The sequence below is a fragment of the Aquabacter albus genome, assembly GCF_040049275.1.
Lineage (GTDB): Bacteria > Pseudomonadota > Alphaproteobacteria > Rhizobiales > Xanthobacteraceae > Aquabacter.
Genome location: NZ_JBDZDT010000001.1, coordinates 280,686 through 293,640 on the forward strand (window position 1 = coordinate 280,686; position 12,955 = coordinate 293,640).

The following is a 12,955-nucleotide window of genomic DNA, read 5'->3' on the forward strand; positions in this document are numbered from 1 at the left end:
TAGGGGGGCGTTCTTCTGAATCTTCATCCCGAGGAGATCTTCGGCTCAGGGTCGGTGGGCTTCGTAACCCCAGCGCCTCAGCCCATCCTCGGATGAACACCCTTCATAGCTTCGACAACTAGAAGCCCTCTTCCACCCCAGCGGCCCGCAATTCGATGACCGCGCAGTCCGGGCTACTCCGCCGGCACGGCCGCGGGAAGCGCCTTCGAGCGGCGGCGGAGGCGGTCGAGGCATAGATAGACCACCGGCGTCGAATAGAGGGTGAGGACCTGGCTCACCAGGAGGCCGCCGATGATGGCGATGCCCAGCGGCTGGCGCAGCTCCGACCCGGTGCCGGTGGAAAGCGCCAGCGGCAGCGCGCCGAACACCGCGGCCAGCGTCGTCATCAGGATCGGGCGGAAGCGCTTGAGGCATGCCTCCCGGATCGCCGCCTCCGGCGAGAGGCCGCGCGCGCGCTCGGCGTCGAGGGCGAAGTCCACCATCATGATGGCGTTCTTCTTCACGATGCCGATCAAGAGGATCACGCCGATCATGGCGATGACGCTGAATTCCTTGTGGAACAGGATCAGCGCCAGCACCGCGCCGATGCCGGCGGACGGCAAGGTGGACAGGATCGTGATGGGGTGGATGTAGCTCTCATAGAGGATGCCGAGCACCATGTAGACAGTGATGAGCGCCAGCAGGATCAGCGCCGGCTGGCTGCTCAGCGACTGCTGGAACAGCTTGGCGGTGCCCTGGAAGGTGCCGTGGACGGTGGCGGGCACGCCGATCTTCACCATGGTGGCGCGGATCGCCTCCACCGCCTCGCCGATAGTCTTTCCGGGCGGCAGGTTGAACGAGATGGTGGAAGCTGCGAACAGCCCCTGGTGGTTCACCGCGAGCGGCGTCGTTCCCGGCGCGAAAGTGGCGAAGGCGGAGAGCGGCACCGAAGGCTCGAAGCGCGTACTCACCGCCGCGCCGGTGGAGGCGCTGGACCGGCTGGAATTGGCGATGCGGTTGGTGTTGCTGTTGCGCACCGCATCGGTGTCGAGGGAGGAGCCGCCGCTCGCGCCCGGTGCGGATGTCGCGGACTGGCCGGTGCCGGCGGATGCGCCGGAAGCCGCGGCGACCACAGCGGCTGCCAGGGGTGCCGTGCTCGGCAATGCCGCCACGAGGGCGGCGGTGGAGGCGCTGCCGGCGAGCGCGCCGCCTGACGTGCTGATGCGGATGTCGTCCAGGGTGCGCGGGTCCTGCCAGTATTGCGGGGCCACCTCCATCACCACGTGATACTGGTTCAGCGGCGCGTAGATGGTGGACACCTGACGCTGGCCGAAGGCATCGTAGAGCGTGTTGCTGATCTGGCTCATTGTGAGCCCCAGCCGCGCCGCCATATCGCGGTTGATGGCGAGGTCCACCTCCAACCCCTTCTCCTGGCTGTCGGAGTTCACGTCGGCGAGTTCCGGCACGTGCTGGAGGGCTTCGGTGATCTTGGGCGCCCATTGCCGGAGCGCTGCGAGGTCGTCGCTCTGGAGGGTGTACTGGTATTGGGCATTGGACTGCCGCCCGCCCGCGCGCACATCCTGCATGGCCTGGAGGAACAGCGTCGCGCCGGGCACGCTGGAGAGGCGCCGGCGCAGGCGGGCGATCACCTCATCGGCGGAGACGTCGCGTTCCCAGAGCGGCTTCAGGCTCACGAACACGAAACCGGAATTGGTCTGCGAGCCGCCGGTATAGCCGACCACGTTCTCCACCGCCGGATCGCTCTTCACGATCTCCACGAACCGCTCCAGCTTCTTGCTCATGAGCTGGAACGAGATGGACTGGTCTGCCTGCACGCCGCCGATGAGCATGCCGATGTCCTGCTGGGGGAAGAAGCCCTTCGGCACCACGGTGAACAGGTGGACATTGAGCGCGATGGCGGCGGCGAGCAGCAGCAGGACGAGCACGGAATGGCGCAGTGCCCACCCGAGCGACAGGTCATAGACATGGAGCACGCCGGAGAAGACGCGCCCCGCGGTCCGGGCCAGCCGGCCGGGCCTGTGTGCCGGGTCGCGCTCGCGCATCAGCCGGGCGCACATCATCGGCGTGGTGGTGAGCGAGACGACGAGCGACACCACGATGGCCACCGACAGCGTCACCGAGAATTCGCGGAAGAACCGGCCGACGATGCCCCCCATGAGCAGGATCGGGATGAAGACGGCGATGAGCGAGATGCTCATGGAGAGCACGGTGAAGCCCACCTCCTTCGCGCCCTTCAATGCCGCCTCCATGCGCGGCATGCCCTCCTCCATGTGGCGGGCCACGTTCTCCAGCACGACGATGGCATCGTCCACCACGAAGCCGGTGGCGATGGTGAGCGCCATGAGCGAGAAATTGTCGAGGCTGTAGCCGAGCAGATACATCACCCCGAACGTGCCGATCAGCGAGACGGGCACGGCGATGGAGGGGATGAGCGCGGAGCGCAGATCGCCCAGGAACACGAAGACAACAACCACCACCAAAATCACGGCGATGATCAGGCTGCGCTCCACGTCGTTGAGGGAGGCACGGATGGTGGCGGTGCGGTCCTGCGCGATGGTCACGCCGATGTCGGCGGGGATCGACGCCTGGAGCTCCGGCAGCACCGCGCGCACCCGCTCGACCGTATCGATGATGTTGGCGCCCGGCTCGCGGGAGATGATGACGAGCACCGAGGGCTTGCCGTTGACGAGGCCGAGATTGCGGATGTTCTCCACCGAATCCGTCACCTCGGCCACGTCGGTGAGCCGCACCGGCGCGCCGTTGCGATAGGCGATGATGAGGCCGCGATAGGCATCCGCGTGGGAGGCTTGGTCGTTGGAATAGATCTGGTAGCGCCGCTCGCCCATCTCGATGGCGCCCTTGGGCGAGTTGGCGTTGGCTGCGGCGAGCGCGGCGCGCACGTCCTCCAGGCCGATGCCGTATTGCGAGAGGGCGTGAGGATTAAGCTCCACCCGCACCGCCGGCAGCGATGAGCCGCCGATGGTGACGAGCCCGACGCCTTTCACCTGCGAGAGCTTCTGCTGGAGCACGGTGGCGGCGGAATCATAGAGCTGGCCGCGGCTCAGCGTGTCCGAGGTCAGGGCCAGGATCATGATGGGCGCGTCGGCCGGGTTCACCTTCCTGTAGGTGGGGTTGCTGCGCAGCGCCGTGGGCAGATCGGCCCGCGCGGCGTTGATGGCCGCCTGCACGTCCCGCGCGGCGCCGTCGATGTCGCGGTCGAGGCCGAACTGGAGCGTGATGCGCGTGGAGCCGACACTGCTGGAGGAGGTGATCTCGCTCACGTCGGCGATCTGGCCGAGATGGCGCTCCAGCGGCGTCGCCACCGTGGAGGCCATGGTCTCGGGGCTCGCGCCCGGCATGGAGGCGGTCACCTGGATGGTGGGGAGGTCCACCTGCGGCAGCGGCGAGACCGGCAGCTTGAAGAAGGCGAGCCCGCCGGCCGCCGCGATCGCGAAGGTGAGGAGGGTGGTCGCGATCGAACGGCGGATGAAGGGCGCGGAGAGGTTCACCGCGCCGCCTCCTTCGCGGTGCCCCCGGTGAGGCGCCGCAGGCGGGCCGCGAGGCTGTCGAAGGCGAGGTAGATGACCGGCGTCGTGAACAAAGTGAGCACCTGGCTCACCACGAGGCCGCCGATGATGGTGATGCCCAAGGGCGAGCGCAGCTCGGAACCGGGGCCCGAGCCCAGCACCAGCGGCAACGCGCCGAGGATGGCGGCCATGGTGGTCATGAGGATGGGCCGGAACCGCAGCAGGCAGGCCTGGTAGATGGCTTCAGCGGGCGGCAGGCCCTGGTTGCGCTCGGCATCGAGGGCGAAGTCGATCATCATGATCGCGTTCTTCTTCACGATGCCGATGAGCAGGATGATGCCGATGATGCCGATGATGTCGAGCTCGCCGCCGGTGGCCATGAGCCCCAGCAGCGCCCCGATGGAAGCGGACGGCAACGTGGAGAGGATGGTGATGGGGTGGATGTAGCTCTCATAGAGCACGCCCAGCACCACATAGACCGTGAGGATGGCGGCGAGGATCAGCAGCAGCTCATCGCCGAGCGCCGCCTGGAAGGCGAGCGCCGCGCCCTGGAACGAGGTGACGATGCTCGCCGGCAGGCCGATCTCCGCCTGCGCCTGCTTCACCGCCTCCACCGCCGCGCCGAGCGAGGCGCCCGGCGCAAGGTTGAACGAAACGGTGACCGCCGGGAACTGGCCGATATGGTTGACCTGGAGCGGGGCCGGACGGGGATTGACCGTCGCGATGGCGGAGAGCGGCACCTGCCCGCCGCCGGACGAGGGAAGGTGTACATTGTCCAGCGACTTCAGCGTCGCCTGGAGCGCGGGGTCCGCCTCCAGGATCACCCGGTATTGGTTGGTCTGGGTGAAGATGGTTGAGATGATGCGCTGGCCGAACGCATCATAAAGGGCGTTGTCCACGGTGGCGGCAGTGATGCCGAACCGCGAGGCGCTGTCGCGGTCGATGGTGATGTCCACCGCGAGGCCCTTGTCCAAAAGGTTCGAGGAAACGTCCGCCAGCTCCGGCAGCTGCGACAGGCGGTCCACGAGGCGGGGCACCCATTTCGACAGCTCGGTGATGTCGGTGTCTTCCAGCGAGAGCTGGTACTGCCCCCGCCCCTGCGTGGAATCCACGCTGAGGTCCTGCACTGGCTGCAGATACAGCGAGATGCCGGTCACGTCGGCGACGTTATGGGTGATGCGCCGGATGACCTGCGAGATCTTCTCCGAGCGCTCGCCATGGTCTTTCAGCTGGATCAGGAACCGGCCGGTATTGAGGGTGGTGTTGGTGCCGTCTGCGCCGATGAAGGAGGAGAGGCCGGCGACGTCGGGGTCCTTCAGGATGGCGGCGGCCAGCTTCTGCTGGCGCTCCGCCATGCCGGCGAAGGAGATGGACTGGCTGGCTTCCGACACGCCCTGGATGAGGCCGGTGTCCTGCACCGGGAAGAACCCCTTGGGGATCGCCACATAGAGCGCGACGGTGAGCGCCAGCGTGCCGACGGCCACCACCAGGGTTGCCGGCTGATGGCGCAGCACCACCTTCAGCGCGCGGCCGTAAAGCTCCACGAGGCCATCGAACCAGGTCTTCTTCGGCGCATGCTCCCGCTCCGGCCGGGCACGCAGCAGGCGGGCGCACATGGTGGGCACGAGGGTGAGCGACACCACCGCCGAGATCAGGATGGTGACCGCCAGCGTGATGGCGAACTCGCGGAACAGCCGGCCCACCACATCGGCCATGAAGAGCAGCGGGATCAGCACCGCGATCAGTGACACGGTCAGCGACACGATGGTGAAGCCGATCTGCGCCGAGCCTTTCAGCGCCGCCTCCAGCGGCTTCATCCCCGCCTCGATATAGCGGGCGATGTTCTCGATCATGACGATGGCGTCGTCCACCACGAACCCTGTCGCGATGGTGAGCGCCATCAGCGAGAGATTGTTCAGGCTGAAGCCCGCCAGATACATCACTGCGAACGTGCCGACGATGGAGAGCGGCACCGACAGGCTCGGGATGATGGTGGCCGGGATGTCCCTCAGGAACACGAAGATCACCAGCACCACCAGCACCACCGCGAAGGCGAGCTCGAACTCCACGTCCTGCACCGAGGCGCGGATGGTGGTGGTGCGGTCTGTGAGGATGGTGACCTCGGCGGCCGCGGGGAGCGTCGCGGTCAGCTCCGGCAGCAGCGCCTTGATCTCGTCCACCACCCCGATGACGTTGGCGCCGGGCTGGCGCTGCACATTGAGGATGATGGCGGGCGTCGTGTTCATCCACGCTGCGAGCTTGTCGTTCTCCGCGCCGGCGATCACCTCGGCCACCTGCGAGAGGCGGACCGGCGCGCCGTTGCGATAGGCGATCACGAGGTTGTTGTAGACGGCGGGGTCCCGGATCTGGTCGTTGGCGTTCACCGTATAGGCGCGCATCGGCCCGTCGAAATTGCCCTTCGGCGTGTTGACGTTCGCATTGGCGATGGAGGTGCGCAGATCGTCCAGGTTGAGGCCGTAGGCGGCGAGCGCGGAGATGTTGGCGCGGATGCGCACTGCCGGCCGCTGGCCGCCGGAGAGGCTGATCAGGCCGACGCCGGACACCTGGGACAGTTTTTGCGCAACGCGCGTGTCCGCAAGGTCCTCCAGCGCCGTCGGGTCCATGGTCTTGGAGGTGACGGCCAGCGTCAGGATGGGCGCGTCCGCGGGATTGACCTTGGCATAGATGGGCGGGGCCGGCAGGTCGGAGGGCAGGAGGTTGCCGGCAGCGTTGATAGCCGCCTGCACCTCCTGCTCGGCGATGTCGAGGGTGAGATCGAGGCCGAACTGGAGCGTGATGATGGAGGCGCCCGCCGAAGAGACGGACGACATCTGCTTCAGGTTCGCCATCTGCCCCAGCTGGCGCTCCAGCGGCGCGGTGACCGAGGAGGTCATCACTTCCGGGCTCGCCCCGGGATAGAAGGTGCGCACCGCGATGGTCGGGTAGTCCACCTCGGGCAATGCGGAGAGCGGCAGGAAGCGGAACGCCACCATGCCCACCAGGAGCAGCGCCGCCATCAGGAGCGAGGTGGCGACCGGGCGCTCGATGAAGGGGCGGGACGGGTTCACGCCGTATGCTCCCTGCCCTGCCCGGTCATTGCGCCGGCCTCTGGCTGCGCCGGGGCGCGTCGGGCGGAACGGTGGCGGCGCCTTGCTGCGCAGGGCGCTGAGCGTCCGGCTCGCGCACCCTGGCGCCTTCCTTCAGCTTGTCGGCGCCGTCGAGCACGATCTTGTCGCCGGGCGCGAGGCCGCTGGTGACGGCGACCTTGTCATCGTGGCTCGGACCAAGCACCACCTTGCGCACGGTGACGCTCTCGTCCGGCTGGATCAGATAGACGAAGGTGCCCGGCGCGCCGCGCTGGACGGCGGCCGAGGGAATGACGGTGGCGCCCGACAGGGTGTCCACCAGCAGGTCCACATTGACGAACTGGATGGGGAACAGGGCATCGTCGGTGTTCGGGAACTCCGCCTTCAGCTTCACCGTGCCGGTGGAGACGTCCACCTGATTGTCCACGGTGGTCAGCTTGCCGGTGGCGATCTGCGCCCGCCGGTTGCGGTCGAACACCGTCACCGGCAGTTCCGCGCCCGCCGACACGCGCCGCAGCACCGCGGGAACCTGATCCTCGGGCAAAGAGAACACCACGGTGATGGGCTTGAGCTGGGCGATCACCACGATGCCACTGGAATCCCCCGCCTGGACATAATTGCCCACGTCCACGAGGCGGATGCCCACCCGGCCGGCGACCGGCGCCACGATGTGGCAATATTCCACGTTCAGCTCGGCGGTGCGCACCTGGGCCTTATCCACCGCAATGGTGCCCTCCCACTGCTTCACCAGGGCATCCTGCGTGTCCACCTGCTGCTGGGAGGCCGCATTCTTGGCCACCAGCGGCTTCACGCGCTCAAGGTCCATTTGCGCGTTCTTCTGCTGCGCCTGATCGCGGGCGAGCTGGCCCTGCGCTTGCTGGAGCGCCGCCTCATAGGGGCGTGGGTCCACCTCGGCGAGCGGATCGCCCGCCTTCACATCCTGCCCCTCCTTGAAGGAGATGGCGGTGAGACGCCCGCTGATCTGGCTCTTCACGGTGACGGTGACGAGCGGGGTAACCGTTCCCAGCGCCGTGAGCATGATGGGCAGGTCGGCCTTCTGCGCCGTGGCGCTGGCCACCGGAATGGGGCCAGCTCCGGCGCCCCCGCGCCCGCCGGCGGGCGCTGTCGCGTTGGGCCGGATGAACCAGCCCGCGCCGACCAAGGCGAGGAGCAGGAGGAAGATGACGGCAGACCACGGAAACCGCCGCCGCTTGCGCGGGTTCAGCCCCTCGATGGCGATGGGCTCGCCCTTCAGATCCCCTAGCGGACGCGGGTCATTCATGTGGACGCATTCCGAAGCGCGGAAGGGACAAATCCCTCTCCGACGCGGTGACAGTTCGCTCCGGACAGATCATCCGTGGAATCGGGCGCTAAAAGATTGCTGATCTGCGGCGATATTTCGGCGCCTTGATACGGCATATGGTTTCTGCCGGCGTGTAAATGCATTGCATGCTTACGGAATTATATATGCTGTGGCGAAGCTGATGATTGTTACAAATTGGCAATCCCGCATTACGTTACGGAATGTTTACTCGATGAAGACGTGGCCGATGCAATGGAAACGCTCAAACTGAGCGCCCCGCCCCTGCCGTACAGCGGAATATTCTGTCCCGCAATGTAGCCGGCGCCATCCCAGGCGGGACGGCGATGGTGTCGCCGATCTCCTCCATGCGCGCGGCAGCGAAGGCTTCCAACCGCTCGCGCCGCGGCCCGCCATGGCACCACCCTGCCAAAATGCCGCGCCGCCCCTGCCGGCACGGCGGCGCAATACCGCTATTTTGCTGCAGGACAGCAAATGCGGGATCACGCGCCCTGTGGCTCATGAAATGGTATCAGGCGCGGCGGCGCAGCCGGCCGTGCAACGCTCAGTGCTCGTGGCCTTCTCGGCGGGCTGCGGCATCACGGTGGGCAACGTCTATCTGTGCCAGCCGCTCCTGCACGAGATGGCGGTCAGCTTCGGCGTGACGGAGCAGGCCGCGGGCCTCGTGGCCGTGGCCTCGCAGGCCGGCTACGTGCTCGGCATCCTGTTCATCCTGCCGCTGGCCGACGCCATCGATCCGCGCCGTCTCCTGCGGGTTCTGCTGCTGCTGACGACCCTGTCGCTCGTCGGGGCGGCGTTCGCACCCACCATCTCCGCCCTCGCGCTGGCCAGCCTTGCCTTCGGCACCACCACCGTGGTGCCGCAACTGCTCATCCCCTTCACCTCGGGCCTCGTGGAGCCGCGTCATCGCGGGCGGGTCATCGGTGCCCTGCAGACGGGGCTGGTCCTCGGCATTCTCCTCACGCGCACCGCCTCGGGCGGGGTTGCCGAGATGAGCGGCTCGTGGCGCGCGCCCTATATGGTGGCGGCGCTGCTCACCGGCGGCCTGTTCCTGCTGCTGCCGCAACTGATGCCGCAGAGGCCGCGACAGCCGGGCGGCCTTGGCTATTTCGCGCTCATGCGCTCCCTCGCCTCGCTGCTGGCGATCAGGCCCCTGCGGCTGTCCATGGTCCTCGGCTTCTGCGTCTTCGGCGCCTTCTCCGCCTTCTGGGCGACGTTGGCGTTCCATCTTTCGAGCCCGGCCTTCGCGCTCGGGCCGGCGGCCATCGGCCTGTTCGGGCTCTATGGCGCGCCGGGCGCCCTGCTCTCCCCCATGGCCGGGCGGCTGTCGGACCGCTACGGGGCATTCTGGGTGAATGTGGCCTCGCTGGTCTTCGTCATGGTCGCCTTCGTGCTGGCGGGCTGGCTGGGGGCGATCTCGCTGCTGGCGCTGATCCTGGCAGTGAACTTCCTGGATTTCGGCCTCCAAAGCGGGCAGGTCGCGAACCAGACCCGCATCCTCACCGTGGGCGACGGCATCCGCGCCCGCATCAACACCGTCTACATGGTGGCGACCTATGGCGGCGGCGCCTTCGGCTCCCTTGCCGGGGCCTTCGCCTGGACCGTCGCGGGCTGGAAGGGTGTCTGCGGCCTGTCCCTCGGGCTGGTGCTTACGGCATGCATCACGCTCGCGCTCATGCGAAGCGCCAACGAGCCTGCGTGAGGCGATGATCGGGGCATCGCCGTTGCGCGCCCGCCAAGCCCCGCTATCGTCGCGTGCGATTTCGGATATCGATTCCGGTGGAGTTTCCAATGCCTGACCTTTCCGCTTTCCCCATTGCCAAGCGCTGGCCGGCCGCGCACCCGGACCGCCTTCAGCTCTATTCCTTCCCGACGCCGAATGGCGTGAAGGTGTCCATCGCGCTTGAGGAGATCGGCCTCCCGTACGAGCCGCACGCGGTCAATATCAGCCAGAACGAGAGCTGGACCCCCGAATTCCTCTCGCTCAATCCCAACGGCAAGATTCCGGCGATCATCGATCCCGACGGGCCGGACGGCGCGGCGCTGGGGCTGTTCGAATCCGGGGCGATCCTGCTCTATCTTGCCGAGAAGACCGGCAAGCTGCTGCCGGCCGACACGGCCCGGCGCTACGAGACCATCCAGTGGGTCTTCTTCCAGATGGCGGCGGTGGGGCCGATGTTCGGCCAGGTGGGCTTCTTCCACAAATTCGCCGGACGCGAGATCGCCGACAAGCGCCCGCTCGAGCGCTATCGCGATGAATCCAAGCGCCTGCTCGGCGTCCTCGATACGCGCCTCGACGGGCGGCAATGGATCATGGACGACGACTACACCATTGCCGACATTTCCCTCATCGGCTGGGTGCGCAACCTCGTCGGCTTCTACGGCGCCCGGGAACTGGTGGAGTTCGACACGCTGAAGCACGTTCCCGGCTGGCTGGAGCGCAGCCTCGCGCGCCCCGCCGTGCAGCGCGGGCTGGACATTCCCAAGCGGCCCTGAGCCGTCGGGAGACTTTCAGGCTCGGCATCACTCGCGCGTCGCAGCCATCACCGCCTCGACATCCGTGACTATGGCCACGTTCTGCAGGGCATAGTTCACCGAGGCGGTGTGCCATTCGGCATTCATGGTGGAGCAGGCATCTTCCGGCACCACCATGAAATAGCCCTTGTCGGCGCCGGTGCGGGCCGTGTGCTCGATGGACATGTTGGTCCAGGCGCCGGTGACGATCACCACGTCGCGGCCGAGCGCCTTGAGCACGGTCTCAAGGCGCGTGCCTTCCCACGCGCTCATGCGCTGCTTTTCCACCACATGGTCGCCGCTCTGCGCCTCGAGCCCGGGCACCGGCGCGACACCCCACGTGCCGCGGACCAGCGCCTTGGTGTCCGCAAGCCCCTCGAAGAGCGGGGCGTTCATGGTCACGCCGGGCGCGCCGGGCTCCACGATGAACCACACATGGATCACCGGGATGCCGCGTGATCGCGCCGCCTCGGCCAGCCGCGCCGCGTTGGCGATGGCGTTCTGCTGCCGGCAATGGGCCGGCGAGCCGGACGAGGCGAAGGCCCCACCCTCCATGACCACGTCGTTCTGCATGTCCTGGATGATGAGCGCGCAGCGTGCCGGGTCGAGGCCGTAGCCCGGCGCGGCCTTCTTCACGCCGCTCGCGGCTATCGAGGCCGCCGCGGTGACGCCGGTGACTGGTCGATCCGCCGCCGCGCCGCCAGGGCTCGGACGGGCCTCGGCGCCGGCTGCCTTCATGTAGGGCTCGATCCGGGGGCCGATCATGGTCTCGACGGCGTAAAGCGAATGGGTGGCGGTGAGGAAAAGCGTGCGCCAGTCCGGCCCGCCCCAGGCGAGATTGCCGACGAGTTCAGGCACGCGCACCTTGCCGATCAGCTCGCCCTGGATCGAATAGACCCAGACGCCGCCCGGGCCGCAGACCCAGACATTGCCCTGCGCATCGCACTTCATCCCGTCCGGCACGCCGGGCTCGCTCGCCGAGACGATGTCCGAGGCGAAAATCCGGCCGGAGCCGAGCCTGCCGTCCGGCAGCACGTCGAAGACGCGGATATTGTGCTGGACCGTATCGTTGACGAACAGCCGGTCCTCGGTGGGGCAGAAGCACAGACCGTTGGGCTGGTCGAAGAGATAGCGGTCCACCAGCAGTTCCGGCGCCCCGCCGCCGGGCGGAATGCGATAGACCCCCTGGAAGCCGAGCTGGCGGGGCCGCTCGACCCCATAGAGCGGCATGCGGCCATACCAGGGGTCGGAGAAATAAATCGACCCGTCCGACTTCACGCAGACATCGTTGGGGCTGTTCAGCTCCATGCCTTCGAAATGCGAGGCCAGCACCTCGCGCCGGCCGTCCGGCCGCTCGCGCACCAGGGTCGAGGTGGCATGCTCGCAGACGATCAGGTTGAGGTCGGCGTCATAGGTCATCCCGTTGCATTTGTTCGCCGGCCGCTTGACCTCGCGCACGCCGCTCTTGTCCCAGCGGCGGCGCACGTCGCCGGGCATGTCCGAGAACAGCAGATGGTGCTCGCGCGGATGCCAGACCGGCCCTTCCGAGAATTCGAACCCGGTGCCGAGTTGGCGCACCGGCGCCCAGAGGTCCATCAGGTCGGCGAAACCGGGGCGGACGGCAGCATGGGTTGTCATGATGCGAGCCCCGGATCAGGCCGCAAACCAGTTGCGCGCCGGCAACGACTGCACCACCGGGCCGGGGATCGCCATGTCCATGCGGCCCACCACCAGCCCATGGGCGATCTTCGCCGGCTTGTCGTGCACCGGCAGCAGGAATTTCGAGCTTGAGAGCAGCTTCTTGATGGCCGCCTTCTCGCCGCGCTTCGAGCCGCCATGGTTGCCGGTGACGCGCGGCTCGTTGTCGCCAAGTTCGTGGAAGGGGGTCACGATCTGGTCGTTGAAGTCGTAGATCACGTCGCCGCAGAGGGTTGCCCGGCCTTCCACCGTGTCCACATGCACGTTCATGGACCCTTCCGTGTGCGCGCCGGCCGCCTCCAGGTAGCAGCCGGGGAACAGCTCGATGGGGCCGGACAGTTCGAGGTCTTCGAAGCGCAGCGCGTCGCGGGTGTGCAGGCGGTCCACGAGGTGCTTGATGTCGGGCGCCGGATACTGCGGGTGCATCAGGCCGGAGACCGAATATTCAAGCTCCCGCCGGTTGACGATCACCGTGGTGTTCATGGGGAAGAGATCGTCCTTCCCCGCATGGTCGATATGCAGGTGCGTGTGCAGCACATAGCGCACATCGCCCATGCGCACGCCGTATTTGGCGAGCTGGTTCTCGATCATGTTCTCGTGGAACTGGAGGCCGCGCATGCCGAGGCTCTCCATGATCTGGTTGTTGCGGTAGCCGGTATCGACCACGATGGGCCAGGGGCCGCCGAGGACGAGGAAACCATAGGTCGGCACGCGGCGCACACGGCCACAGTCGCGTCCCAGCACGAGGAAGCTCGACTCGAGCTCGATGTCGCCATAGTCGAGAACCTTGATTTCGAGCGCCATGAACG

Annotated in this window: 7 protein-coding genes; 2 read left to right on the forward strand and 5 right to left on the reverse strand. The window is 67.2% G+C overall.

All coding sequences use genetic code 11. The features are described 5' to 3' along the window. Window positions 1–173 precede the first annotated feature (173 nt). The 3 genes from ABLE91_RS01140 to ABLE91_RS01150 are packed head-to-tail and all read right to left on the reverse strand — an operon-like array spanning window position 174 to window position 7,895. Window positions 174–3,509, reverse strand: a complete 3,336-nt coding sequence (locus ABLE91_RS01140; RefSeq protein WP_348927638.1) for an efflux RND transporter permease subunit — start codon at window positions 3,507–3,509, stop codon at window positions 174–176. Further along, window positions 3,506–6,595 carry an MdtB/MuxB family multidrug efflux RND transporter permease subunit gene (locus ABLE91_RS01145; RefSeq protein ID WP_348927640.1) on the reverse strand — a complete coding sequence of 1,030 codons (3,090 nt, stop codon included), beginning with the start codon at window positions 6,593–6,595 and terminating at the stop codon, window positions 3,506–3,508. Before ABLE91_RS01145 ends, ABLE91_RS01140 begins: the two co-directional genes overlap by 4 nt. Before the next feature lie 25 nt (window positions 6,596–6,620). Further along, window positions 6,621–7,895 (reverse strand): MdtA/MuxA family multidrug efflux RND transporter periplasmic adaptor subunit, encoded by a 1,275-nt coding sequence (locus tag ABLE91_RS01150; RefSeq protein WP_348927642.1) that lies wholly within the window; start codon window positions 7,893–7,895, stop codon window positions 6,621–6,623. A gap of 574 nt (window positions 7,896–8,469) precedes the next feature. On the opposite strand from ABLE91_RS01150, the gene ABLE91_RS01155 reads away from it, so the two are divergent. Together ABLE91_RS01155 and ABLE91_RS01160 are read left to right on the forward strand one after the other, a co-directional pair. Next, window positions 8,470–9,636 carry an MFS transporter gene (locus ABLE91_RS01155; protein ID WP_348927644.1) on the forward strand — a complete coding sequence of 389 codons (1,167 nt, stop codon included), beginning with the start codon at window positions 8,470–8,472 and terminating at the stop codon, window positions 9,634–9,636. An 89-nt stretch (window positions 9,637–9,725) separates the two neighbouring features. Beyond that, window positions 9,726–10,430 carry a glutathione S-transferase N-terminal domain-containing protein gene (locus tag ABLE91_RS01160; RefSeq protein ID WP_348927645.1) on the forward strand — a complete coding sequence of 235 codons (705 nt, stop codon included), beginning with the start codon at window positions 9,726–9,728 and terminating at the stop codon, window positions 10,428–10,430. A gap of 27 nt (window positions 10,431–10,457) precedes the next feature. Here the strand turns inward: ABLE91_RS01160 and ABLE91_RS01165 are convergent, their stop codons facing one another. Together ABLE91_RS01165 and ABLE91_RS01170 are read right to left on the reverse strand one after the other, a co-directional pair. Continuing rightward, window positions 10,458–12,086: an isochorismatase family protein gene (locus ABLE91_RS01165; protein WP_348927647.1), complete on the reverse strand. Its 1,629-nt coding sequence runs from the start codon at window positions 12,084–12,086 to the stop codon at window positions 10,458–10,460. A 15-nt stretch (window positions 12,087–12,101) separates the two neighbouring features. Further along, window positions 12,102–12,950, reverse strand: a complete 849-nt coding sequence (locus ABLE91_RS01170; protein ID WP_348927649.1) for an N-acyl homoserine lactonase family protein — start codon at window positions 12,948–12,950, stop codon at window positions 12,102–12,104. Between the last annotated feature and the right edge of the window lie 5 nt (window positions 12,951–12,955).